The following is a 26,831-nucleotide window of genomic DNA, read 5'->3' on the forward strand; positions in this document are numbered from 1 at the left end:
GCTCTTACGGCCGGATTTCCACGACCTTCAGGTCGAGCTTCTGCGATCGCACCGTGGCGAGATCGTGCAAACGCAGCGTCGGCTTCTTCCGCGCCAGCGCGGCCTCTTCATCCGCCGTCAGCACGGCGAGCGCCGGTGTGGTCAGCGATGTCAGGCCATCCAGCGCGACTTCGTGAACGGGCCCTTTGACGTAGACCAGCATGTTGTGCTCCGCCGACTCGGTGACGATGTAGAGCGGGCCGGGCACCTCACGACGCACCGCGTCGATGGTTCGTCCGGCGATCTGGCTTTCCTGAAACCAATCCGGCTTGAGCGGCATCACGATCCAGCCGAGAACCATGACGAACACGGCGATCACATAGGCCGTGACCAGCGTCACCACGATCACCCGGGAGTGGATCCGCCGCCAGCGCGCGAACATCAGGCCGGCGACGACGGCGAGGCCGAGTGTTCCGGGCATGGCGTAACGCGTCGCGATGCCGCCGGGCCAGACCAGCAGCACCAGCGTACATGTCAGTGTGTAGAGAACGGCAGCCAGCATCAGATCGTGATCCTGGCTGCGCTCCTGGCGCGCAAGGATGACGAGCGCGGGGACGAGCAGGATCAGGCCCGGCAGCCATTCGAGCATCATGCTGATGAGGAAGTCGACATGGTCCGACACAAGCTCAGTGCCGTGCGTGGTGAAGATGCGCGAGTGCACGGCCCACGCCTCGGTGTCGTGCGGCACCGCGACCATCAGATACCAGCTGCCGATGATCGCCGCCGCGAGCAGGTTCGCGAGCAGGAAGGCAGGCAGGTCGGCGAACCGCCGCTTGATCAGCAGATAGGCGCCGATCCCCAGCGTGACGTAGGCGACCGGCTGCGGTCCCTTGGTCAGACCGGCAAGTCCGAGCAGCACGCCGATCATCAGCCATCGCGCCGGCGTCAGCCGCCCGGCGGTCAGGCTTTTCCACCACACGCAGAACACGGCAAACAGCAGCACCGAGAGCGTGACGTCCGGCTCGGCGGTGACGAATTTTTGCGCCACCATGGGAGAAGCAAACCAGCACAGCGCCCCGAACAGGCCCGCGGCCTTGCCGGCGGCTGCCTTGACCAGGTCATAGACCAGCCATGCGCCGGCCAGCAGGAACAGCACGTGGGGAATGCGGGCGGTCAGGACCGTCACCCCGCCGGACACTTCGCCCAAGGCGGCGACGATCCAGGACAACAGCACCGGCCGCTCGACAAAGCGCACGCCATAACGGAACGGTGCGAGCCAGTGGCCTTCCTCGACGGCGCCGCGGGCGAGGCCCAGCACGGTGCCTTCTTCCAGATGGACCGCACGCAGCCACACGGCCGGGAAGGCCATCAGTGCCCAGAATGTGAGAATCCAGAGCCAGGCATATTTTTGCTCGTCGGTCCGGGAAAACCGTGTCAGCAGCCACTGGCCGGGAATGAAGAAGATGTGGAGGGCAGACGACACGGTCGGCCCCGACATCCACTGCGCGAACCTTGATCGGCCCCCTCGCGCGGCAAGCTCGCCAGTGATCATGTCCATGTCGGAATTATCAATCTCGCTGGCATTGGGCGGCCACGTTTCTTCGCAGGTGCGGAATCTCCCGCTCCGGGCCTGCTGATACCCCGGATGCCAGCCGGGGCCAACCCCGTCCGGACGGCCTCCGGTATCATGACGGGAACCGGCGGTCGGGCTTTTGCCTGATCAATTCCTGAGCATCCTGCGCTACACATAGTGTGACGATTGTGTGGCTGGTTCGACGGTTCTGGCCCCCATTTTGTCGGGCTTCGCTCCCTGTCCGACCAAGTGATTTCGATAGTGCGCATGGCATCCGCTGGCAGACCGGCTCGTCTGCTTTCCTCCCAACGACTTGGCCCGGCACGCTTCCTTCATGGGCGTGCCGGGCATTTTATTGTTTTGGGCGATATTGAATCAGAGAACAAACCGTGTCCGCAACGGACCGCGCAGAGTGGCCCGTTCTTAACCAGATCCCATTCTAGGGATTCGGTCCTCTCGACTGTTGTCCCAAAACGGGTAGCATGGATAGCTTGGGGGATCGGGAACCTGCCTGGCCCCGGTTTATTGGTTTGTGCGCGGCTCAATCGCAAAACCTGTCTTAATTTTGCGAACGATGCGACGCGCGGTGTTGCGTTGGAGTGTGTGAGATGGCGCCGCGTCCGAATTGGAAGGGCTTCTTGCGTTTATCGCTGGTGACCTGCCCGGTCGCGCTTTATCCGGCCACCTCCGAGTCCGAGAAGATCAGCTTCAACCAGATCAACAAGACCACCGGCCACCGCATCAAGTACATGAAGGTGGATGCCGAAACCGGCGATGAGGTGGAAGCCTCCGACATCATCAAGGGCTACAAGGTCGATACCGACAGCTACATCCAGGTGTCGCAGGACGAGATCGACGCCATCCTGCCGGAGAGCAGCCGCACCATCGAGATCGACGAGTTCGTGCCGAAATCAGAGATCGACGATCTCTATCTGGTGCGCCCGTATTATCTGGTGCCGGACGGCAAGGTCGGCCACGACGCCTATGCGGTGATCCGCGAAACCATCAAGTCCATGGACAAGGTCGCGATCGCGCGCGTGGTGCTGACCAACCGCGAGCACATCATTGCGCTGCAGGCGCGCGGCAAGGGCCTGATGGGCATGCTGCTGCGTTACCCCTATGAGGTGCGCAAGGAGGACGAATATTTCGACGGCATCCAGGACGTCAAAGTCACCAAGGACATGCTGGATCTCGCCAAGCACATCGTCGAGACCAAGACCGGCCACTTCGAGCCTGAAAAATTCGAGGACGAATACGAGACCGCGATGATCGACCTGATCAATCGCAAGAAAGCCGGGCAGCCGATCGCCAAGGGCAAGGCGCGCACGGAAAGCAACGTCATCGACCTGATGGATGCTCTGCGCCGCAGCCTCGGCAAGGATGCGAAGCCGGCAGCGCCTGCCAAGACAGCAGACAAGGCAGCCGAGAAGGTCGCCGCCAAGGGCAAGAAGCCGCGCAAGCGGATCGAGGGCCAGAAGGAAATGCTGTTTCCGATTTCCGGCAAGGGATCTGACAAGGGCGGCGGCAAAGTCGCTGCGGCCAAGGAGAAAGAGCCAGCCAAGGCCCCGGCGAAGAAGCCGGTGCGTGCCACCGGCCGCCAGCGCAAGGCAAGCTGAAAAAGCGAGTTGATAAGGCAAGCTGATGGGTATCGATCGGCACGAGTGGGAGCATCGCAACTACAAGTCCGGCCGTGCTGTGGCGGCACCGGCGCAGCTTGCCGATGACGATGACGGCGAGCTCGCGGTCGACGCCTCGCTCGGCGATGCGTCGTTGCAGCCCGAGCCATCCAGGCCTGTTGCAGCTAAGCCAGCTGCATCCAAGACAAAAACGAAGGCGGTTCCTAAAGAGGCGCCCAAGGCTCCTTCGAACAAGGCTTCTCCAAAGACGGGCGCAAAGACAACATCCGGCGGCAAGCGTCCCGCGCGTGCGCGGTGATCAATGCGCAAGCTGATCGGCTTTGACGATGAAACCTTGGACAAGCTGGTCCAGCTCGGGCGCAACCGGATGGCGACATTGCAGGAGCTGGCGGATGAAGCGTTCGCCGATCTCCTGAAGAAGCACGGCGTGCCGATCGATCTGCGCGACGCGCTGAAGAAAAGTGTTCGCAGCGAGGAGGCCGGCAAACGCGCCGGCAACACCTCGCGCAAGCGAATCGAAACGGCGGCTCGGAAACTGTCACGCTCCTGAGCGCGGCGGATGCCGAACCGGCACTTGAGTTAAAAAAACAACTGGCGGTCGATCGATGCTGATGGCCTCGACGAATACGCCAGAGGAGAGGCGAACAGTTTGGACAGGGCAACACCATGCAACCGAGGAAGCCTGAGGATATTGCGCGCCAGATTGCGGAGCGCAGATTTCAACGCAGCACGCTGAATGACGGGATGAAGCGGGAAAACTTCATGCTGCCGCGCATCGAGGCGCGCTTGAAGGCGAAAGAGTTTTTGAGCCGCTATCCGAAAGCGGCCTACATGACCGAGATCGAGAACTGGCGCGAATTACCCGGTGACATGATCGAGTTCACCATGCGCCGGTTGCCGTCGTCGGATTGACCGCGGTCGCGAACCACATGCGTTTGAGTAGCCCGGATGAGCGCGCAGCGCGACATCCGGGACCGAGTGCGGGTCGGCCGGACCCGCATGTCGCGTTGCTCATGCGGGCTACGGACCGGCTTCCCACGGGCCGACCCCATTCGGGGCTTTCCGTTCACGCGAATGCGTATCCAAACCCCTCAAAAACGCTCTAACATAACTGTGAAGGAATAACCGGCCCGGCCGATGGTTGTGCATCGGGGATATTCTGCGGCCAATATCCGCGCCGATCTCGAGGAGACGAACACCCATGAAGTACCTGGTTTTGACGGCCGTGGCAGCCGGGCTCGCGGCAGGTGTCGCCATGGCACCAGCAACCGGCCACGCGCGCGCCATGAAGAAGCCCTATGCAACGCCCGCATCCCAGGAAATGCCGGATCCCCGGATCGAGCGGGTTCGTCCGGATGCATCCGGTGGCAACGCCGCGGCTGGCGGCAACAATGCCAACTCGATGACCGGCTCCAACAGCGCGGCTGAGAACGCCAATGGCCGCACCAGCGGTGGCGCCGGCTTCGGTGGATAGCGCTCCATCGCGCCATCCATCGCCATGACAGTCGTTTTCGCGTCGGCAATCGCCGCGCTCCTAATCCGGAGCGCGGCTTTCTATTTTGCCGGCTCGGTCTTCTCGGTGCCGCACACGGAACAGCGATAGGTGATGCGGTCGCCTTCGGCCTTGAGCCCGGGGCGAAGCGCCTTGATGATCATCGGCCGCGACGACCGGCAATCCGGGCAGCGGGTGAGGCCGGTCATCGTGGTCGACGGTCCGCGTGCGGCTGCGTCGATCGCCTGATCCTGATGTTGCATGGCGCGCATCCTCCCAAGATGGATGGCAGACGTGATCCTGCTCCCGTGTGACGCGGCTGGAAAGACACATCGCCGCGAGCGACGCGATCCGATTCCCAGCCGCGTGGAGCCCGGCTCAAAACCTTAAAGTCTCACTGTGCGCAAAATCAGCAGAATCTTGCGCTGGGCTGAATGAGCCCGCCGACTTATCGTAAGTATTTGATATAAAATATCTTTTATTGCCTCGATCACGCATCGAACGCCGTGAAAGGCCCATCGTCGCGATTGCATGCGCGACAACGCCGTTGCTAGCAATTCGACGGGGTAAGGGGCTTTTATGTTGTTTCGCGTTTTCGCCGTCATGGCCGTTCTCGTCGCCAGCGTTGCGCTGGCGATCGGCAGTGACGTGTTTTCAATCAACGATGCGATCCAGCAGGCGGTGCGGACCAATCCGGCCGTGAGCGAAGCCAGCGCCAATCGCCGCGCCACCGAGGCGGAGCTGCGCCAGGCCCAGGGCACCGTGTTGCCGCAGGTTCGGCTGGAGGCCAATGCCGGGCCGGAGAAGCTGCGGCGCTACATCTCGCCGGCGCCGGTCGACAATGGCGTCTATCAGCGCGGCCGCGAAGTGTCGGTGGTGATCCGCCAGACCCTGTTCGATGGCTTCGCCTCCATCAACGAGATCTGGCGCCAGGCGGCGCGTGTCGATGCTGCGGCGCTGCGTGTGCTCGAACGTACCGAGCTCATCGCGCTCGACGCGTCGGAAGCCTATATCGACGTGGTGCGTTATCAGCGCATCGTTGCGCTTGCCGAGGAAAATCTCCGCGTTCACTACGGCGTTCGCGAAAACGTCCGCGCCCGTTTCCGCGGCGGTCGCGCCGGCGAGGGTGACAGCCAGCAGGCCGAGGAGCGCGTGGCATCCGCGCAGGCCGTGCTCAGCGAGTTTCGCCTGAGCCTTGAAACCGCGCGCGCGTCCTATCGCAAGACGGTCGGGCTTGAGCCGTTTAATCTGCGTTTTCCGGGCCGGCTCGGCGGCTTGCCGGCATCGAAGGACGCCTCGCTTGCGATAGCGGTGCGCTACAATCCCACCATCCGTGCGGCGCAGGCCGATGTCGACGCCGCCAAGCGGGCGTTCGACGCCACCGCCGGCGCCTTCGTGCCGCAGGTTTCGCTGGAAGGCCGCGCCAGCCGCGGCGCGGATTCCGTCCTGTACAACGGCCAGTATGACGAGGTCAGCGGCAAGGTGGTGATGAGCTGGGACATTTTCCGTGGCGGCCAGGATTCCTGGAAACGCAAGGAAGCGGCCGAGCGCATGATCGAGGAAACCCAGAAGCACGCGCGGCTGCAGCGCGGTGCGGTGGAGGCGCTGGACAAGGCCTGGGCCGCGCGCACCATCACCACCGAGCGCGCCGCGGCGCTGTTGCGCGATGTCGAGGCCGCACGGCGCACCTACATCGCCTACAACAAGGAATATGAACTGGGGCAGCGCACGCTGATCGACGTGCTCAACGCCCAGAACCAGTATTTCAATGCCCAGGTTTCGCTGGTGTCGGCACGCGGCACCACGGTGTTCGCCGACTACCAGCTGCTCGCGGCGATGGGGCACCTGCTGACCTATCTGAAGACCGCGGGACCGCCGGAAATCGACCTGCTCGAAACCAGGCCGCTCGGCTTCATCCCGGTGAAATTTCCGCCGGTGATCCTGAGTGCGCCGTCGCCGGGGCCCGAACCGCTGCATGTGGCGGCGCGGCCGGACTGGCTTGGCAATATCTTGCCATCATCCGAGCAGGCGGTGATGTCGGCCTGGGATCCATGGCCAAAGAGCGGCCCGCGGATGACCGCCACGGCGCAGGATTACATGATCAACGGTGTCCGCAACTGACCGGTCGTGATTACGCCGCGCAGGCGCCCCACACGTTGAGATTCCAGACCTCGAGATTAAGGTGAACGCTTCGCCTCACATCAAAGCCGTTGCAGCGCGCCCCGACGCCGTCGCTGCCGCGCCCGCGATCGACGATCCCTTGTCCGACAGCCTGCTGTTCATCGCCGCCCATCACGGCCGCGCGCTGAGCCGCGGTGCGCTGCTCGCGGGTCTGCCGGTCGAGCACAACCGGCTGAGTCCGTCGCTCTATGAACGCGCAGCGCGGCGCGCCGGCCTCGAGGCCGAACTGGTCGAACGTCCGATCTCCGAGATTCCGAGCCTGGTGCTGCCCGCCGTGCTGGTGCTCCGGGACGGCACCAGCCGTATCCTGATCGGCGGCGATCGTTTTGCCGGTCGCGTGAGCGTGCTGAACCCGTCGCGTCGCGAGCCGGGGCCGATCGAGACTGTCGCCGACATCATCGGCAGCTATACTGGGTTCGCCTATTTCCTGCGGCCGATGCAGGTCGCCGATCCCCGTGCCGTCGCCGCCGGCGACCTGCCGCGTACGCACTGGTTCTGGTCGACGGTCAGCCGCTTCAAGGCCAACTATATTCACGTCGCGATTGCCGCCTTCATCGTCAACATCCTGGCGCTGGCCGCGCCGCTGTTCACCATGAGTGTGTATGACCGGGTGATCCCCAACGGCGCCATTCCGTCGCTGGTGGCGCTCGGCATCGGGCTCGGCCTCGCCATCCTGTTCGATTTCGTGCTGCGGGTGGTGCGCAGCCGCATCATCGATGTCACCGGCAAGAAGATCGACGTGGTGCTGGCAGCCGGCATCTTCGAACACATCATGTCGGTGAAGCTGGCGCAGCGGCCGCAGTCGGTCGGCATCCTCGCCAACCAGATCCGCGATTTCGATTCCGTGCGCGAGTTCTTCACCTCGGGCACGGTGGTGTCGGTGACAGACCTGTTGTTTGCGGTGCTGTTCATCGTGGTGCTGTTCATCGTCGCAGGTCCCCTGGCCTGGATTCCGCTGCTGATGCTGCCGGTGATGATTGCGATCGGGCTCTTGCTGCAGCGTCCACTCGACCGCGCCATCCGGCGGCTGCAGGCGGAATCCGCGGCGAGACATGGCATTCTGGTGGAATCGCTGTCCAGCATGGAAACCGTGCGTGCGGCTGCGGGCGAAGCACGGATGCAAACCGGCTGGGAGCGCTCGGTGGCGGCGACCGCGCGTTCCAGCGAGGATGTGCAGTTCTGGTCGTCGCTGGCGCTCACCAGCGCCAGCGTGGCGCAGCAGGTGTGCAGCCTGCTGCTGGTGGTGGTCGGCGTGTTCCTGATTCTGGACGGCAAGCTGACGGTCGGCGCGCTGGTCGCAGCCAATATGTTGTCGGGGCGGGTGCTGGCGCCGATCGCCGGACTTGCCGCGGTGATCACCCGCGGCACCCAGACCTTCTCGTCGCTGCGTGCGCTCGACCGGCTGATGGCGCTGGAGCGCGAGCGGCCTGCGGACAAGGTGTTCGTCGCCCGCGAGATCAAGGAAGGGCGGATCGATTTCCAGGGCGTGTCGTTCGCCTATCCCAACAGTCCGACCAAAGCGCTGGACGCCGTGTCGTTCAAGGTGCGTCCCGGCGAGCGGATCGGCATTGTCGGCCGGGTCGGCTCGGGCAAGACCACCATCGCCAAGCTCGCGGCCGGATTCTACTCGCCGTCCGAGGGCGGCATCCTGATCGATGGCATCGACATCCATCAGTACGACCCGGCGGATCTGCGCGCCGGCGTCGGCTTCGTGATGCAGGACACCGACCTGTTCTACGGCAAGCTGCGCGACAACATCACCTTCGGCCGGCCGCAGGCGACCGACGCGGAGGTGCTGGACGCGGCGCGGCTGTCCGGCGTCGAGACCTTCATCGCCGGCCATCCTCAAGGCTATGACATGCTGATCGCCGAGGGCGGCCGCAGCCTGTCCGGTGGTCAAAAGCAAGCCATCGGTCTTGCCCGCATCCTGATCCGCAAGCCGCGCATCCTGTTCCTTGATGAGCCGACCGCGCATTTCGATGTGCGCAGCGAAGGCGAATTCATGGACCGGCTGAAGGCGATCGCCGACAACGGCATGACCATCCTGGTCTCCACCCATCGGCCGTCGCTGCTGACACTGGTGGACCGGGTGCTGGTGTTCGAGCAGGGTCGGCTGGTGGTGGATGGCCCGCGCGACGAGGTGCTGTCGCGGCTGCGCCCGGTCAATGTCGCAGCGGCGCCGGTGGGAGCAGCCCATGCGAAGCTCTGACTTCGCCTTCGCCAACGATATCCGCGCCGCCGTCGAGCTGCGCACGCCGCGCACCGCGCGGTTGCTGCTGTTCACGTCGCTGGCGTTGATTTTCGTGTTCGTGGTCTGGGCGCACTTTGCCGTGCTGGATGAAGTGAAGCGCGGCAACGGCAAGGTGGTGGCGTCGCGCCAGACCCAGGTGGTGCAGACCCTCGAGGGCGGCATCGTCGGCGCCATCCTGGTGCACGAGGGAGCCCTGGTGGAACAGGACCAGCCGATGTTCCGCATCGACGACACGGCTTTCGCCGCGCAGTTCGGCGAGGTGCGCGAGCGTCGCGCGGCGATGGCGGCGCGGGTGACCCGGCTCGCGGCTGAAGCGCTGGGGCGTGATCAATTGGTGTTTCCGGCTGATCTCGATGCGGCGTCGTCGCGCAGCGTGCAAGCCGAACGCGGCGTGTTCGACGCCCACATGCGCAAGCTGACGCAGGACGTCGAGGTGGTGGCGCAGCAGAAGAGTCAAAAAGAAAAAGAGATCGACGAACTCAAGGCCTCGGAAAAGCGCTTTGACGACACTTTGAAACTGATGACCAGGGAACTGGAGCTGACCCGCAATCTCTATAACCAGAAGGTGGTGCCGGAGATCGAGATGCTGCGCTCGGATCGCCAGGCCACCGACATGCGGGGGCAGCTGCAGGTGGTGCGCGCCACCCTGGTGAAGACCCAGGCGGCGATCGAGGAGGCGTCGGCGCGGATGTCGACGATCCGTTCGACATTCCGCGCCCAGGCCGAAGACGATCTGGCGAAATCCCGCGGCGACCTCGCGGTGCTGGATGAAAATATCAAGTCGGCGCAGGACCGCGTTCGCCGCACCGAGCTGCGCGCGCCGGTGCGCGGCATCGTCAACAAGCTCAATATCACCACGGTGGGCGCGGTGGTGCAGCCCGGCGCCAGCATTGCGGAACTGGTGCCGCTCGACGACTCGTTGCTGGTCGAGGGGCGCATTCGTCCGCAGGACATCGCCTTCATGCGGCCGGACCAAGCCGCGGTGGTGAAACTCAGCGCCTATGATTCTTCGGTCTATGGCTCGCTGCACGGCAAGGTCGAGCGCATCAGCGCCGACACCATCACCGACGACAAGGGCGACAAGAACGAACGCGGCGAGACTTTCTATCGCGTGATGGTGCGCACCGAGAAGAACCACCTCGGCACATCGGAGCATCCGCTGCCGATCATTCCCGGCATGGTGGCCACGGTGGAGATCCTGACCGGCGAGAAGTCGGTGCTCGATTACATCATCAGGCCGGCGCGCATGCTGCGTGACGAGGCGCTGCGGGAGCGGTGAGGTGATGTGCGATTACGTCCCGCTCGATGTCGTGAGAGGCGAAGCATTTCGACACTCCGCGGTGTCGTCACCGGGCTTGTCCCGGTGACCTCGCTTAGGGACGCACTGCCTTCCTAAGCGGGGTTGCCGGGACAAGCCCGGCAACGACAAGATAGGGTGATGGTGTCGCGAAGAGCGCCCCGCTCATGCTTAACCACCCCTAAACTCACCTCTAAAATTTGAACGAAGCCACTTCCGCGGCATTGACGCTGCTCCCGATCATTCCCCCAACGATTGACACCACTTAACCGCCTGGAAGCGGCGCGCTCGCATGCTTGCGCACAGGGATCCGGGCGGGATCGGCGTCTGCGCCGACCGACGTTCCGGACCATGGGGCGTCGATCATGTTGCGGTTCGGTCAGTCACGCGGTGTCGCGTGCGCCGTCATGCTTGCGGGTATTGTTTCATTCACCATGGTCTCGGCCGGTGAAGCCGGGGCGAAACCGCGCGCACGCAGGCCTGCGGTCGATGCGACGCCTATTGTCGAATCCAACTCGATTAAGCCGCCTGCGCGTTTCTTTACAATCAGCACGGTGCTGGCAAAGCACGACGGCAAAGCGGCCTCGATCAGGATGGCCGCGCTCGGTGATGCGTCGGTCGCATCCGATGCGTCCTCCAGGGCGGCGCCGCAGATCAGTGACCGGCCGTTCGGGCTGTTCACCTTCCGCGCGCCCGACGGCGTGCTCTGGAGCAAGTGGCGCGGCGTCGAAGCCCGCATGGCCGGCGAAAGCCTGTTGTTGCAGCTGTGCCGGACCGAGCCGGCCTCGTGCGGCGCAGCGGGCCGGGCGGCGCTGGCGGTGATGGACGAGGCGCGCGACACTGACGGTTTGGCCCGCATCGGTATCGTCAATCGCAGCGTCAACGCGGCGGTCCGCTATGTCAGCGATGATCAGCAACACGGTCTCGCCGATGTCTGGAGCTCGCCACTGGCCACGCTCGCGAGCGGAGCGGGCGATTGCGAGGACTACGCCATCGCCAAATACATGCTGCTGCGCCAGCTCGGTGTCGCGGAGGCTGACCTCATGCTGCTGCTGGTGCGCGACAATGCGGTGCGCCAGGATCATGCGGTGCTCGGCGTTCGCGTCGATGGGCGCTGGCTTGTGCTCGACAATCGCCAGGCGCGGGTTCTCGACCCCGACCAGCTTGCGCACTTTACCCCGCTGTTTGCGCTTGATCATGATGGGGTCGGCCTGTTTGCCGCGCCCTATGCCGCCCGCGTCTCCCATGAGAGCGAGACGGACCTGCAGCCCTCGGCCGATGTCGGCTTGAGCGGTGGAGCGGGGTTGCAGCCACTGCTGTAGCCATGGCGCGGCGATTGCCGCGCTCTCGCCATTTCTTGGTCGTTTTGCGCGCAATGAGACGACCGCAGGGCAACGACCTGTGATGATTGCCAGGTCGCATGGGCGTGGCGCGCGATCGGTGGTGAGGGGCGAGCATGGGCATGATGAGCAAGATTTCAGCCGCCGCGGTGGCCGTGATTTCGATTGTTGGCGGCGCGTCCGTCGCGCAGGCCGGAGGTTTCCCGGCGTCCGGACGCTTTGTCGTGGCGTGCGAGAACGGCGCGCATTACCGGCTTGAGGCGGCGTCGACCACGGTGTTCGGCGAGGTCGTCACCGGCCGCCTGCTTCTGTCCCCGCGGCGCGCGGTCGCCGTGCGATTGATCCCGATGGGTGACGGTTATCGTTATGCCGGCCGTGGTGTCTGGCTCGATGGATTCCGCGAGCAGGCGGCGCTGTTTCTTCGCAAGGACACACCGGTGAGCTGCAACGTTGCACCGATCTGACATCGCTCGCGCCGCGCGTGTCCAATAACGCGGGCTGATCTTGCGATCGCGGCAAGAGCTCGCGAGAATTGGCCAAATGATCGTTGTGTCGATCGCCGTTTCGCGTTGCTGTCTCTTCAATATTCGTCAGATATCCCGCCATGGCCTCCGCGCCATGATACCCGAACGGCCAGCAATACCTTGCGGTGGTGAGTGATGTCAGCGGAACTTGAAGCTTAGTTCTTTGCGATCTCGAATATAAATTTGAATCTATACTTCGAATTATTTGATTCTCACTCCGCGCAAACTTAACCAAAACATTTAAAAGCTTCTGAAAACGTTAGACATTCGAGCGCTTAAGAATATTTTAACCTCACCGGTTCGGCCCATGGCGGGCGCACTGGCATCGGGGTTTGAGCATGAACGCGCCGCTTGTTTTCGCTGAGTTGTCGACCGCAAAGCCTGTCGCGGGCGCGCCCCCGAAAGCGTTGAAGCTCGAAAAGCCCGGCAACGGCACAGCGGTCACCGTCCATCTCGACGGCAACACCCGGATCGATTTCACCGACATCGCCAACGAAAAGATCACCTTCGTACGCATCGGTGATCGGCTGATCGTGCTGTTCGACAATCAGTCCACCGTGACCGTGGAGCCGGTGTTTGCGGCAAACGGCGAGCCGCTGCCGACTGTTACTTTCGAGATGACCCATGACCGCGTGTTGAGCGGTGGCGAATTCGCTGGCATGTTTCCGATCTCCACCGACCAGTCGATCCTGCCGGCCGCCGGCAACAGCGCCAGCGGTCCCGCCGCCGGTGCGCATTTCTCCGACGCGCAAGTCGATGCGCTCGGCAACAGTGCCACGCCGCTGGCGCTGCTGGGCGACGATGCCGGCGGCACGTCGGGTGCTGCCGCTGCTGCCAGCCAGGCCGGCAATTCGCAACCGGTGTTCGGCACGGCGGACAGCGCCGCGCTCGACGATGAAGGTTTGAGCGGCGGTAATCCCGGTGGCCCCGGCGATGCCGCTGGCGCGGCCACGAGCTTCACCGGCTCGCTGCATGTCGATTTCGGCGTCAACAGCGCAGGCGCGAGCTTCGCCTTCAATGCAGCGCAGCCGGGCCTCGGTGGCCTGACCTCAGGCGGCGAGGCCGTGCATGTGCTGGCGACCACCGTCAACGGCGTGCCGACCCTGATCGGCTACATCGGCAGCGATCCGTCTGTGGCGACCAACCAGGTGTTCACGGTCACCATCAACGGCGCGGCGCTTGAGGGTGAATACACCTTCACCCTGCTGCGTCCGCTCGATCATCCGGTGCATGGCACCGAAGACACGCTCAACCTCAGCATCAGCTTCACCGCCACCGACGGCAGCGGCAACACTGGCTCTTCCACCATCCATGTCGATATCAATGACGACACGCCGGTGGTGGATTCGAGTGCGGTGGTGCATGTCACGCTGACGGATCCGACGGGAGCTGCTCCGTCGGTGGAAAGCGGCGCGCTTGGGATTTCCTGGGGTACGGACCGCTTCAACGCCCATGTCGATGGCGGTGTCTCCGCCGGCACCGGCCAGAATGGCGATCGCGCGGTGGTGTTCGCCGATGCCGTGGTGACGGCGACCGGCCATGCGGGCGAAGGCGCCGGCACCGCCGTGGCCAGCCTCTCGTCGCTCGGAGAAACGCTGCACTATGTCCTGCTCGACAACGGCACGACGTTGGTGGCCTACACCGGTGGCAATGCGCCACAAAGCGTGCCGACCGGCAGTGAGGTGCCGCAGAACATCGTATTCGTGGTGACGCTGTCCGACGCCGGCGACAGCGGCAGCTACACCGTCCAGCAGTATCGGCCGCTGGATCATGCAGCCGATGGCGCGGCCTTCCAGTCCATCGACCTGACATTCCATTTCACCGCGACCGACAGCGACGGCGATGCTGCCGGGGGCACGCTGACTGTGACGATTGACGACACCGCGCCGTCCGCCGCCAATGTCACCGCCGCGATGTCGGAGAACGAAGCCGCCATCATCACGCTGACGGCCGGGACCGACTATAATTTCGGGGCCGATACCCACGGCGCGGCCATCACGCTTGGCGCGCCGACCATCTCCGGTGCTCCGGCCGATGTGGTGTTCGGCACGCCCGGCATCGTGCTCGGTGCCGACGGTCACACCATCACGGTCACGCCGGGCACCGCATTTGATGCGCTGCCCGCGGGCGCGACGGCGGTGCTGCACATCCCCTTCACCGTGACCGATGGCGACGGCGACACCGTGACCCGCGACATCGCCGTAACCATCACCGGTGTCAATGACGCCGCCACGATCAGCGGCACGGCCGCCAGCAAGGTGCTGGAGGACGACGCGCTGACCACCGGCGGCACGCTGACCGTGACCGACGTCGATGCCGGGGAGGCTCATTTCCAGACGCCGGCTTCGCTGACCGGGACCTATGGCACCTTCACCTTCGATGCCGCGACGGGGCAGTGGGGCTACACCCTGAACAACGCGGCGGCCAACGTCCAGGCGCTGGCCGGCAACACGGTCGCGCACGACACGCTGACGGTGACGTCGGTGGACGGCACCGCGACCCAGGTGATCGACGTCACCATTACCGGCAACAACGACACCGCGTCGATTTCCGGCACGGCCACCGGTGCGGTGAAGGAAGACGGCACTCTGACCGCGAGCGGCACGCTGACGGTTAGCGACGTGGATACCGGTGAAAACCATTTCCAGACGCCGGAGTCGCTTGCCGGCACCTACGGCACCTTTACCTTCGATGCGGCGACCGGACAGTGGGGCTACGCTCTCAACAATGAGGCCACCAATGTGCAGGCGCTGACCGATGGTCAGGTCGTGCACGATACGCTGACTGTCACCTCAGTGGATCACACCGCCACGCAGGTGATCGACGTCACCATCACCGGCACCAACGATGCCGCGTCGATTTCGGGCACGGCCGCCAGCAAGGTGCTGGAGGACGATGCGCTGACCACCGGCGGCACGCTGACCGTGACCGATATCGATACCGGCGAAGCCCATTTTCAGACGCCGGCCTCGCTGGTCGGGATCTACGGCACCTTCACCTTCGATACCGTAACGGGGGAGTGGGGCTACACCCTGAACAATGCGGCAGCCAACGTCCAGGCGCTGGCCGGCAACACGGTCGCGCACGATACGCTGACGGTTATCTCGGCGGACGGCACCGCCACGCAAGTGATCGACGTCACCGTCACCGGCAACAACGACAGGGCGTCAATCTCCGGCACCGCCACTGGCACGGTGAAGGAAGACGGCACTTTGACCGCCGGCGGCACGCTGACGGTCAGCGACGTGGACACCGGTGAAAACCATTTCCAGGCGCCGGCCTCGCTGGTCGGGGCCTATGGCACCTTCACCTTCGATGCCGCGACGGGCCAGTGGAGCTACACCCTCAACAACGAAGCCGGCAATGTGCAGGCGCTGACCGACGGCCAGGTGGTGCACGACACGCTGACTGTCACGTCGGTGGATCATACGGCGACGCAGGTGATCGACGTCACCATCACCGGCAGCAATGATGCGGCGTCGATCTCCGGCACCGCGACAGGCATGGTGACGGAAGACGGCACCCTGGCCGCCAGCGGTATGCTGACGATCAGCGACGTCGATACCGGTGAAGCGCTTTTTCAGACTCCGGCTTCGCTGGCCGGCACCTACGGCACCTTTACCTTCGATGCGACGACCGGACAGTGGGGCTACGCCCTCAGCAACACGGCGACCAACGTGCAGGCGCTGACAGACGGCCAGGTCGTGCATGACACGTTGACGGTGAAATCGGCCGATGGCACGGCGACGCAGGTGATCGACGTTACCATCACGGGTACGAACGATGCGGCGTCGATCTTCGGCACCGCGACGGGTGCGGTGAAGGAAGACGGCACGCTGACCGCGAGCGGGACGTTGATGGTCAGCGACGTCGATATCGGCGAGGCGCATTTCCAGGCGCCTGCGTCGCTCGCCGGCACCTATGGCACCTTCACCTTTGACGCAATGACGGGGCAGTGGAGCTACGCTCTCAGCAACGCGACAACCAATGTCCAGGCGCTGACCGACGGCCAGGTCGTGCATGACACGCTGACCGTGAAGTCTGCCGATGGCACCGCGACGCAAGTGATCGACGTCACCATCACCGGCACCAACGATGCGGCTTCGATCGCCGGCACCGCGAGCGGCGCGGTGAAGGAGAGTGCGACGCTGACCGCGAGCGGTGCTCTGACGGTCAGCGATGTCGATACCGGTGAGGCTCATTTCCAGACGCCGGCCTCGTTGGTCGGCACCTACGGCACCTTTACCTTTGACGCGGCGACCGGGCAGTGGGGCTATACTCTCAGCGACGCGGCAACCAATGTCCAGGCGCTGACCGACGGCCAGGTCGTGCACGACACGCTGACGGTGAAATCGGCCGATGGCACTGCGACCCAGGTGATCGATGTCACCATCACCGGCAGCAACGATACGGCGTCGATCTCAGGCACCGCGACCGGCGCGGTGAAGGAGGATGGGACGTTGACTGCGGGCGGGACGCTTACGGTCAGCGATGTCGATACAGGCGAGGCGCATTTCCAGACCCCGGCGTCGCTTGGCGGCACCTATGGCACCTTTACCTTCAACGCGACGACCGGGCAGTGGGGCTATACCCTCAGCAACGCGGCAACCAATGTCCAGGCGCTGACTGACGGCCAGGTCGTGCACGACACGCTGACTGTGAAATCGGCCGATGGCACCGCCACGCAGGTGATCGACGTCACCATCACCGGCACGAACGACGCGGCGTCGATTGCCGGAACCGCGACTGGCGCCGTCAAGGAAGACGGGACGCTGACTGCGGGCGGAACGCTCTCCGTCAGCGACGTCGATGCTGGCGAGGCTCACTTCCAGACGCCGGCGTCGCTGGCCGGCAGCTACGGCACTTTCACCTTCGATGCGACGACCGGCCAGTGGGGCTATGCCCTCAGCAACACCGCGACCAACGTCCAGGCGCTGACTGACGGCCAGGTCGTGCATGACACGCTGACGGTCAAGTCGGCCGATGGCACCGCGACGCAGGTGATCGATGTCACCATCACCGGCACGAACGATGCGGCGTCGATCTCCGGCACGGACACGGGGGCAGTGAAGGAAGACGGAACGCTGACCGCGGGCGGAACGCTGACGGTCAGCGATGTCGATACCGGAGAAGCCCATTTCCAGACCCCGGCCTCGCTCGCCGGCACCTACGGTACCTTCAGCTTCAATGCGGCGACTGGTCTGTGGGGTTATACCCTCAACAACGGCGCCACCAATGTGCAGGCGCTGACCGACGGCCAGGTCGTGCACGACAGGCTGACGGTGAAATCCGCCGACGGCACCGCGCCCCAGGTGATCGACGTTGCCATCACCGGCAGTAACGATGCTGCATCAATCTCCGGCACCGCGGCAGGCGCGGTGAAGGAAGACGGCCTGCTGACCGCAGGCGGCACGCTTGCCGTGACCGATATCGACAGCGGCGAGGCTCATTTCCAGACCCCGGCATCGCTTGCCGGCACCTACGGCGCTTTCAGCTTCGATGCAGCGACCGGGCAGTGGGGTTACACCCTCAGCAACGCGGCCAGCAACGTGCAGGCCCTGACTGACGGCCAGGTCGTGCACGATACGCTGACGGTCAAGTCGGCGGACGGCACGGCGACGCAGGTGATCGACGTCACCATTACGGGTGCGAACGATGCGGCGTCAATCTCCGGCACCGCGACCGGTGCGGTGAAGGAGGATGGGACGTTGACCGCGGGCGGCACGCTGACGGTCAGCGACGTCGATACCGGCGAAGCGCATTTCCAGACACCGGCATCATTGGTCGGTACCTATGGCGCCTTCACCTTTGATGCGACAACGGGGCAGTGGGGCTACGCTCTCAGCAACACTGCGACCAACGTCCAGGCGCTGACCGACGGTCAGGTCGTGCATGACACGCTGACGGTCAAGTCGGCCGACGGTACGGCGACGCAAGTGATCGATGTCACCATCACTGGCAGCAATGACGCCCCGATCATCACATCGGCGGCGAGCGCAAGCGAAGCCGAGGGCACGCCGGTGTCCCATATCGTTTATCAGATCGCCGCGAGCGACGTCGATGCGGGGGCGGCGTTCAGCTATTCCCTCAGCGGGACCGACGCGGGGTTGTTCGACGTCTCTTCGACGGGCGCAGTCACATTCAAATCGGTGCCGAACTACGAGACCCAGAGCTCGTACACCATCGTGGTTCACGTCAATGACGGAATAGCCGACACCACGCAGGCCGTGACCATCACCCTCACAAACGTGGCGCCGGTGATCATATCGCCGACCACGATATCCGTGGCGGAAGGAATCTCACCATCGACCGCGGTCTATACCGCAGTTGCAACGGATGTCGCCGGTGGTGTCGTGCACTATTCTCTGACCGGCACAGATGCTGCGTCGTTCAATATCGATGCCACGACCGGTGTCGTGACCTTCAAGGCGATGCCGGACTACGAGACCAAAACCACCTACAGCGTCATCGTGCATGCCAATGACGGCGCGCTCGACTCGGTCCAGGCCGTGACCATCAATGTGACGGATGTGGCGCCGGTCATTACGTCGCCGGCCACCGCGACCGTGGCGGAAGGAACTTCGACGTCGACTGCGGTCTATACGGCGACGGCAACGGATATCGCCGGCGGAGCCGTGCACTATTCTCTGACCGGCGCGGATGCCGCGGCGTTCAACATCAATGCAACGACCGGTGTCGTGACCTTCAACGCCGTGCCGGACTACGAGACCAAGACCACCTACAACGTCATCGTGCATGCCAATGACGGCACACTTGACTCGCTCCAGGCCGTGACCATCAATGTGGCGGATGTGGCGCCGGTCATTACGTCGCCGGCCACCGCGACCGTGGCGGAAGGAACCTCGACATCGACTGCGATCTATACGGCGACGGCAACGGATGTCGCCGGCGGGGTGGTGCACTATTCACTGACCGGCACGGATGCCGCGGCGTTCAACATCAATGCCACGACCGGTATCGTCACCTTCAAGGCCGTGCCGGACTACGAGAGCAAGGCCACGTACAGCCTCATCGTTCATGCCAATGACGGAACGCTCGACTCCAGCCGAAACATCACCATCAATGTGACCAATGTTGCGCCGGTCGCGGCCACGGACAGCTATACCGTCGCCGAAGATACCCCGCTGAATGTGCCCGCGGCGACGGGTGTTCTCGCCAACGATAGCGACGTTGCCGGCGGCGCATTGTCGGCGGTACTGGTCACGGGACCGGCGCATGGCACCCTGACCCTGAATGCCGATGGCTCCTTCAGCTACCAGGCGGCCGCCAACTATGCCGGGCCGGACAGCTTCACCTACAAGGCGAACGACGGCTCGCTGAACTCCGCGCCGGTGACGGTGAACCTCACCGTGACCCCGGTGAGCGACGGCCCGGCGACGCTGACCATCGCCGACACCAGTAATCCCGGGGCGTCCGCACCCAAGGCGGGTGATGTGCTGCAGGCCACGCTTGGACACGACCTGGATGGTGACCCTGCGCTCGGAAACGTGGCCTACCAGTGGCTGCGCGACGGCAACGTGATCGCCAACGCGACGGGCGCGACCTATACCCTGACGAGCAATGATATCGGCGGGCACATTTCCGTCACGGCGCACTATGTCGACGGCCAGGGTTACACCAACGATCCCGTGAGCAGCGCGACCACCGCGGTGGTAAGCGACAATGTGGCGCCGCAGATGAGCGGCACTTTCTCTGGCGGCGTGGTCGAGGATGCCGGCACCACTGGAACGGGGCCGGAGCTCATCACCAACGGCAATATGGAAGGCGGGCTCACGCAATACACCCTCGCCCAGAACGGCGCGATCTACTATCTGCCGACCGGATGGACGGGGACGCCGCCGAGTTATGCAACGAGTTCGCTCTACAACACCCACTCCGGCGATTATTCGGTCATCATCTACGCCAATCCCCAGGGCGTGCTTTCGCAGAATGTAACGACGGCCGCTGGCACGAGCTATGTGATCGATTTCTGGGCGCGCGACCAGTACGGCACGGGCGTGATCACGGTGTCCTGGAACGGCCAGACTGTCGGCACTTACACGCCGACAAGCACGAACCCGCTGAACACCAGCTACCATGAGTACCAGATCGTGGTGACCGGTACGGGTGGCAGCGCGGAGCTGTCCTTCGCCGGTACGGAAGGCACATTCAATAACTTCGACCTGATCTATATCGACGACGTCTCCGTGAAGACGGTGGCGCCGAGCCCGACTCAGACCGCGTCCGGCACAATCCGTTTCACCGACGATCCGACGGATACCCACACCGTCACCACCAGCACGCCGCAGAACAGCAATTATCTCGGCACCTTCACGGTCGGTACCGTCGACGAGGCGAACCAGCAGTTCAACTGGAACTTCTCGGTCGACAACAGCGCGCTGCAGAGCCTGGCGGGCGGCCAGGTCGTGACCCAGACCTACACGCTTGCGATCAATGACGGCCACGGCCACACCACGACCAAGGATGTGAGTGTCACGCTGACGGGCGTCAATGACGCGCCGGTCAATGTCGTGCCTGGCGCGCAGACCACCGCGCCCAATACCGCACTGGTGTTCAGCGCCGCCGGCGGTGACGCGCTGTCGGTCTCGGACGTGGACAGCGGCACGCTGACCGTGACGCTGAGCGTCACCCACGGCACGCTGACCCTGCATCAGCTGGCCGGCCTGAGCTTCTCGGCCGGGGACGGCACGTCCGATGCCACGATGACGTTCACGGGCTCGACAAGCGCCATCAATGCGGCGCTCAACGGCCTGACCTATACGCCGACCGCGGGTTATACCGGGACGGACGTCGTCAAGATCATCACCAGCGATGGGGCGCTGAGCGATACCGACACCGTCGGCATCTCGGTCCAGACGGTCAATCATGCGCCGGTCACGGCGGCGGATGCGGTGTCTATCTATGAAAATGGATCGATAACGACCTTGCCGGCGAACAACAACACCGTGCTTTCCAACGACAGCGATCCCGATCCCGGCGACAAGGCGACGCTGGTGGTCAGCGCGATCCTGCCGGGCATCAGCGGCACGGCAACTGCCGTCGGCAGCAGTGGCCCCATCGTGGTGCATGGCATCTACGGTGACCTCAGCATCGGTGCGAACGGCGCATACACCTATACGGCGAACAATTCGGACCGCCTGGCGGATGGCGTTGTGGGTGACGATGTCTTCACCTACACGGCGAAAGACATCCAGGGCGCTACGGCGACCGGAACGCTGACCATCCACGTCTACGGCGTGAACGATACGCCGACGCCGGTGGCCGATCTGGTCAATGTCGGCGCCGGGGCCGCCACGTCGGTGTCGACGCGTGCGGCCGGCGTGCTTGCCAACGATACCGATCCGGACACCGGCGATGCGGCAAACCTGATGGTCCGCTTCATTCGGGTGGGAAGCAGCGGCACCGGTGCCTCGGCGTATGTCGATCCCGGTTACCCCGGAACAGTGCAGGGCGCCTACGGCACCCTCACCATCAAGACCGACGGCACCTACACCTACACGCCGAACGCGGCAGCCCAGGCGCTGGGGCAGGGCGCGACCGCAGACGATGTCTTCACTTACACCGCGCGGGACACCAGTAACGCCAACGCGACCACCACGCTGACCTTCCACATCACCGGCCAGAACCACAACCCGGTGATCACCAGCACCGCCGCCAGGGTCGATCTGCTGGAGGATGGTCCCAACCTGATCAGCAATGGCGGCTTCGAGCAGGGCCTGGGTGGGTGGACCACGACCAACTCACAGAGCACGGCGTATGCCTCGACCGCCGGCACCGAATTCGGTCCGAACCATACCGGGTCGGTTCATGCGGTGTTGTCGTCGAGCCGCGGGGATGCGCTGACCCAATCGGCAATCCCGACGGTCGCGGGCCAGCATTACACCCTGAGCTTCTGGCTCAATCCGAGCGGCCTGCAGAATGCCGGCCCCGACGATCTCACGGTGTTGTGGAACGGCACGGTGGTTGCGCTTCATATCGTCAACCCGGGAAGCGACGGCGCATATCATCTGTATTCGGCCGATGTGCTGGCGACGTCGAGCTCGTCCTCGCTTTCGTTCCAGTTCGTCACCTCCAACAATTATTTGTTCCTCGACGACGTTACGCTTACGCCGGTGGTCGCCGCGCAGCAGGTGGCGAACGGCACCATCGCATTCACGGACGTTGACACCGGTGACACGCACACTGCGACGTTCGCGCCGCAAGGCGGTGGCGTGGGTTACATCGGCACCTTCTCGGTCGATCCCAATGCCGTCGAGGCGAACGGCAGCGGCTCGGTCGGCTGGCATTTCACGGTCAACAATGCGGCAACCCAGTATCTCGCCGCGGGACAGGTGCTGACGCAGACCTACACCGTCACCATCAGCGACGGCCATGGCGGCCTGAAGTCGCAGGACGTCACGGTGACCATCACCGGCCTGAACGACGCGCCGGCGCTTGTCGCGGGATCGGGCGTCACCGATGCGTTCAGCGAGCAGGCCGGCACCAGCAACTCGCCCGCGCTGCACCAGGCCGGCGGCACCATCGGCTTCGCCGACCCCGATTTGACGGATACTCACACCGTCACGCAGGGCACGTCGACCTATACCTGGTCCGGCGGCACGCTCACCGCGGGTCAGATCGCGGCGCTGACCGGCGCCGGCGTTTTCAATCTCGCTTTGACCGATGGTGCCGGCGGCGGGTCGGTGGCCTGGAGTTACAGTATCGCCGACGGCGCCCTCGATTTCCTCGGTGCGGGTCAGACGCTGACCGTCACCACCAATGTGACCGTGGACGACGGACACAGCGGCAAGCTGGTGCAGCCTGTCACGGTGACCATCAGCGGCACCAATGATGCGCCGATCGCCTATAACGACACGTTCGGCGGCAGCGCTGATATCTTCATCGGCGGCCCTGGCGAACCGTCGCACGTGGTCTTGAACGACGGCCACGGTGTCCTCACCATGCAGCCGCAGAGCTATGCCAGCCCCTATGCCGACTATACCCAGGACATCGTCCTGGTCGATGTCGACAATGACGGCCGTCTCGATGCGGTGACGGTCGGATTCAATCTGGGCGTGCAGGTCTGGCACAACGCCGGCGACGGCACGTTCACCCTGGCACAGACGGTGCCGGGCACCGGCTCAAAGTCTTCCATTGCGGCCGGCGACCTCAATGGCGATGGCTATGCCGATCTCGTTGTCTCGGGCTCGGGAAACCTGGGCGGAGCGTCGCAGCCCAATACGGTGCTGCTGAATGACGGCCACGGCGGATATACCGTCGGGCAGAACATCGGCACCTCCAGCAGCGCGTCCGGTGTGGCGCTGGGAGACTTCAATGGCGACGGCAAGCTCGATGTGTTTGTCGTCAACGGGATCTTCGGCGGCAGCAATTCGTCAAATCCCTCGATCTGGCTGAATGACGGCACCGGGCATTTCACGGCCTCTACCGCCAACGGCGCACCGTTGTCGATCGCCGGCATGGATGTGGCGCTTGGCGATTTCGACAATGATGGACGTCTCGATGCGTTTGTTGCCAGCGAGGGCAGCAACCAGGTCTGGCGCGGCGACGGCCATGGCGGCTTCACGCTGGTCCAGACGTTCTCCGGCGGGCAAAACAGGGGCGTCGCCATCGGCGATCTCAATGGCGACGGTTACGCTGACGCCGTGACCGCGACCTACCAGAGCGGACCGTCGACGGAGCTCTATTTGAACGACGGTCACGGCAACCTGATCGCGTCCGGGGTTATTCTTCCGAACATCGACACCAAGAGCGTGGCGCTGGCCGATATGAATGACGATGGCTCGCTGGACATCGTCTACACCACGTCACAGGGCACCTACGTCCTTCTCAATGATGGTCATGCCAATTTCACCTTCAGCAGCCAGTTCAGCGCGGGGCCCTACGGTGCCGTGGCTGTCGGCAATCTCGATGACGGGATTCTGACCAATGCGGCGCCCGCGACACTGCGGGTGCTGGCCAACGACACGGATGTCGAGGGTGATGCGCTGTCCATCAGTGCACTCGGTGCCGCCACCAGCGCGAATGGCGCGACCCTGACGATCTCGGCCGACCATCACAGCGTGATCTATGATCCGAGCACGCTGACGGGCGGCAAGGCCCTGGCCGCGGGACAAGTGCTGACCGACCATTTCACCTACACCGTCTCCGACGGCCACGGTGGAACCTCTACCGCAACCGCCACGGTGATGGTCACCGGCGTCAATGACGCGCCGGTGGTTCAGGCATCGAGCGGGACGGTGACCGAGGACGGCACCGTCACCGCAACGGGGCAGGTGACGTTTACGGACGCGGATCTGACGGACACCCATACGTTCAGCGTCACGCCGGGCGGTGGCAATTATTACGGCACCTTCACGCCGGTTCTCGCCCAGGATACCACAGGCACCGGAACCGGCGGCGCAATCAGCTGGACGTTCTCGGTCGATAACAGCGCCATCCAGGGCCTGACCCAGGGACAGGTGGTCACGCAGACCTACATGGTCACGGTCGACGACCATCACGGCGGCATCGTCTCGCAGCCGGTGACGATCACGATCACCGGCACCAACGACGTACCCGTGATTACGGGATCGACAAGCAGCAGTGTCACTGAAGACAGCGTATTGACTGCGAGCGGCACTTTGACCGTGGCGGACGCGGACACCGGTCAGAGCGGCACCGTCGCCGCATCGGGCAATACGACGTATGGCAGTTGGTCGATCGATGCCACCGGTCACTGGAGCTATACGCTGAACAATACGCTGCCTGCGGTGCAGGCCCTCAACACCGGGCAGAGCCTTGCGGACAGCTTCAATGTCACCACGATCGATGGCACGTCGCAGACGATCGCAGTCACGATCAATGGTGCCAACGAGGTCGTCGCACTGCCGGCGACCGCCAACACCTATAATATCGGACAATCCGGTGCGGGCAACTCGACGGCTGCGGCCTACGATCTCAATGGCAGCGGCGTCGTCTATCTGAAATCCAATGATCCGGATATCACCAACGCCAGCACAAGCCCCTCCGTCACCATCGCGGCTCAGACCAAGAGCGGCGAAACCGACTACTACAAGTTCGTGGTGGCGCAGAACGGGACCACCGTGACATTCGACATCGATCACACCACGGGTGGTCTCGACACGGTGATCCGCATTCGCAATGCCAGCAACACGACGACCATTGCATCCAATGATCAATCGTCCTCTGCCGATGCCGGGAGCTCGACCGTCAACGATTCTTATCTGTCGGTCACGCTGAATGCGGGGACTTATTATCTGCAGGTCGGCCGCTACGTCAGCAGCAGCACGACGCCGGCGACCTTCAACAGCAATAGCCAGACCTATGAGCTTCAGGTCTCGATTGTGCCGCCCGGCGGCGATCCCATCGTGCTGGACCTCGGGACGCCGGGGCTTGCCTTCACCACGCTCGACCATGGCGTGCAGTTCGACGTCAATGGCGACGGCGTGCGCGACCACACCGCGTGGACCGCGGGCGAGGACGGCATCCTTGCCTTCGACGCCAGCGGTTCCGGCAAGATCGACAGCGGGGCTCAGATCTTCTCGCCGTATTTTGCCGGCGGGCAGTTCGCCGACGGCCTCGCGGCGCTGGCCACGCTGGACACCAATCATGACGGCAAGATCGACAGTGCCGACGCCGATTTCGGCAAGCTGGTGGTCTGGCAGGACCTGAACCACAACGGCATCAGTGATGCCGGCGAAGTCAACACCCTGGCGCATCTGGGCATCACCAGCATTTCGCTTGGTGCCGCGGCCGCCTCGGGCACGCTCGACGGTCAGACATTGTTAGCATCGGGGACGTTCACGCGTGCGGATGGTTCGACGGGGAACTTCGCGGAAGTCGATTTCGACAAGACCATCTCGCCCACCCCTGACGGCACCGTGGTCTTCAACTCGAAGGTCGCAATCGCCGACACAGACTTCGCCGACGTCGGCCATGTCGACACCCTGAGGCTGGGCGATTTCGCCAACAGCGTGACGCTTGGCGAGCATGCCTCTGCCACAATCGGCAGCGGCACGCTGACCATTGATGGTTCGGCGGCGACCACGGCCACAAGTACGCTGACGGTCGATGGCTCGGCGCTGGGGGCGGCCACGCATCTCAATGTGCTGGGCGGCTCCGGCAACGACATCCTGATCGGCGGCGCGGGTGACGATGTGCTGGCCGGCGGCAGGGGCCATGACACCCTGACCGGCAATGGCGGCGCGGACACCTTCGTGTTGTCGGACCTCGGCGCCCACGCCGACACCATCCTCGACTACAGCGCCGGCCAAGGCGACGTGCTTGATCTGTCGGCACTGCTGGGCGCCGCCAGTGGCATCAAGGCCGACGGCTCCAACATCGACAGTTACGTCCATCTGAGCCAGAGCGGGGGTGACGTCACCGTCCAGGTCGACACCTCGGGCAGCGGCAATTTCAGCGGTGGCGGCCACGATGTGGCAACGCTGCACGGTTATGCCGGCAGCGGTTCCGACATCGTCAATGTGGTGTTCCAGCAGGCGCAGCATCAGATGCACGTCGCTGCGGCCTAGATTTC

The 26,831-nt window shown here is 64.0% G+C and carries 13 protein-coding genes; 11 read left to right on the top strand and 2 right to left on the bottom strand.

Annotated features, from left to right (window positions below):
• Positions 1–4: 4 nt before the first annotated feature.
• Entirely contained in the window at positions 5–1,462 is a 1,458-nt protein-coding gene (locus tag RS897_RS23595; protein WP_315831140.1) for an ArnT family glycosyltransferase, read from the bottom strand.
• Between the two features lie 698 nt (positions 1,463–2,160).
• Here RS897_RS23595 and ku point away from each other — a divergent pair.
• From ku to RS897_RS23620, 5 genes are all read left to right on the top strand, one after another.
• Positions 2,161–3,168, top strand: a complete 1,008-nt coding sequence (ku, locus tag RS897_RS23600) for a non-homologous end joining protein Ku (RefSeq protein WP_315831141.1) — start codon at positions 2,161–2,163, stop codon at positions 3,166–3,168.
• Between the two features lie 25 nt (positions 3,169–3,193).
• The gene (locus tag RS897_RS23605) at positions 3,194–3,487 is read left to right on the top strand and encodes a hypothetical protein (protein ID WP_315831142.1); all 294 of its coding nucleotides are present in this window, start codon (positions 3,194–3,196) and stop codon (positions 3,485–3,487) included.
• Positions 3,488–3,490: 3 nt separating this feature from the next.
• Positions 3,491–3,739, top strand: a complete 249-nt coding sequence (locus RS897_RS23610) for a hypothetical protein (protein ID WP_315831143.1) — start codon at positions 3,491–3,493, stop codon at positions 3,737–3,739.
• A 116-nt stretch (positions 3,740–3,855) separates the two neighbouring features.
• The gene (locus RS897_RS23615; RefSeq protein ID WP_315831144.1) at positions 3,856–4,101 is read left to right on the top strand and encodes a hypothetical protein; all 246 of its coding nucleotides are present in this window, start codon (positions 3,856–3,858) and stop codon (positions 4,099–4,101) included.
• 289 nt (positions 4,102–4,390) lie between these two features.
• Positions 4,391–4,663, top strand: coding sequence for a hypothetical protein (locus tag RS897_RS23620; protein ID WP_315831145.1), 273 nt, complete (start codon positions 4,391–4,393; stop codon positions 4,661–4,663).
• A gap of 80 nt (positions 4,664–4,743) precedes the next feature.
• Here the strand turns inward: RS897_RS23620 and RS897_RS23625 are convergent, their stop codons facing one another.
• A complete protein-coding gene (locus RS897_RS23625) occupies positions 4,744–4,944 on the bottom strand; it encodes a hypothetical protein (protein WP_315831146.1) in 201 nt (66 codons plus the stop codon).
• A gap of 340 nt (positions 4,945–5,284) precedes the next feature.
• On the opposite strand from RS897_RS23625, the gene RS897_RS23630 reads away from it, so the two are divergent.
• The 6 genes from RS897_RS23630 (at position 5,285) to RS897_RS23655 (ending at position 26,826) form a co-directional block, all read left to right on the top strand.
• A complete protein-coding gene (locus RS897_RS23630) occupies positions 5,285–6,802 on the top strand; it encodes a TolC family outer membrane protein (protein WP_407654561.1) in 1,518 nt (505 codons plus the stop codon).
• A 61-nt stretch (positions 6,803–6,863) separates the two neighbouring features.
• A complete protein-coding gene (locus tag RS897_RS23635; protein WP_407654285.1) occupies positions 6,864–9,071 on the top strand; it encodes a type I secretion system permease/ATPase in 2,208 nt (735 codons plus the stop codon).
• Entirely contained in the window at positions 9,058–10,392 is a 1,335-nt protein-coding gene (locus RS897_RS23640; RefSeq protein WP_315831148.1) for an HlyD family type I secretion periplasmic adaptor subunit, read from the top strand. The genes RS897_RS23635 and RS897_RS23640 overlap by 14 nt, the downstream gene beginning before the upstream one ends.
• A 383-nt stretch (positions 10,393–10,775) precedes the next feature.
• Positions 10,776–11,732: a transglutaminase-like cysteine peptidase gene (locus tag RS897_RS23645; RefSeq protein ID WP_315831149.1), complete on the top strand. Its 957-nt coding sequence runs from the start codon at positions 10,776–10,778 to the stop codon at positions 11,730–11,732.
• A 143-nt stretch (positions 11,733–11,875) separates the two neighbouring features.
• Positions 11,876–12,214 carry a hypothetical protein gene (locus tag RS897_RS23650; RefSeq protein ID WP_315831150.1) on the top strand — a complete coding sequence of 113 codons (339 nt, stop codon included), beginning with the start codon at positions 11,876–11,878 and terminating at the stop codon, positions 12,212–12,214.
• Positions 12,215–12,612: 398 nt separating this feature from the next.
• On the top strand, positions 12,613–26,826 hold the full coding sequence (locus RS897_RS23655; protein WP_315831151.1) for a VCBS domain-containing protein: 14,214 nt from the start codon (positions 12,613–12,615) through the stop codon (positions 26,824–26,826).
• Positions 26,827–26,831: the final 5 nt, after the last annotated feature.

Source organism: Bradyrhizobium prioriisuperbiae (assembly GCF_032397745.1).
Lineage (GTDB): Bacteria > Pseudomonadota > Alphaproteobacteria > Rhizobiales > Xanthobacteraceae > Bradyrhizobium_A > Bradyrhizobium_A prioriisuperbiae.

Excerpts from the sequence above, each read along its gene's own strand:
- ku (WP_315831141.1), top strand. The coding sequence starts at position 2,161 with ATGGCGCCGCGTCCGAATTGGAAGGGCTTCTTGCGTTTATCGCTGGTG.
- RS897_RS23605 (WP_315831142.1), top strand. The coding sequence starts at position 3,194 with ATGGGTATCGATCGGCACGAGTGGGAGCATCGCAACTACAAGTCCGGC.
- RS897_RS23610 (WP_315831143.1), top strand. The coding sequence starts at position 3,491 with ATGCGCAAGCTGATCGGCTTTGACGATGAAACCTTGGACAAGCTGGTC.
- RS897_RS23615 (WP_315831144.1), top strand. The coding sequence starts at position 3,856 with ATGCAACCGAGGAAGCCTGAGGATATTGCGCGCCAGATTGCGGAGCGC.
- RS897_RS23620 (WP_315831145.1), top strand. The coding sequence starts at position 4,391 with ATGAAGTACCTGGTTTTGACGGCCGTGGCAGCCGGGCTCGCGGCAGGT.
- RS897_RS23625 (WP_315831146.1), bottom strand. The coding sequence starts at position 4,944 with ATGCAACATCAGGATCAGGCGATCGACGCAGCCGCACGCGGACCGTCG.
- RS897_RS23630 (WP_407654561.1), top strand. The coding sequence starts at position 5,285 with ATGGCCGTTCTCGTCGCCAGCGTTGCGCTGGCGATCGGCAGTGACGTG.
- RS897_RS23640 (WP_315831148.1), top strand. The coding sequence starts at position 9,058 with ATGCGAAGCTCTGACTTCGCCTTCGCCAACGATATCCGCGCCGCCGTC.
- RS897_RS23645 (WP_315831149.1), top strand. The coding sequence starts at position 10,776 with ATGTTGCGGTTCGGTCAGTCACGCGGTGTCGCGTGCGCCGTCATGCTT.
- RS897_RS23650 (WP_315831150.1), top strand. The coding sequence starts at position 11,876 with ATGAGCAAGATTTCAGCCGCCGCGGTGGCCGTGATTTCGATTGTTGGC.
- RS897_RS23655 (WP_315831151.1), top strand. The coding sequence starts at position 12,613 with ATGAACGCGCCGCTTGTTTTCGCTGAGTTGTCGACCGCAAAGCCTGTC.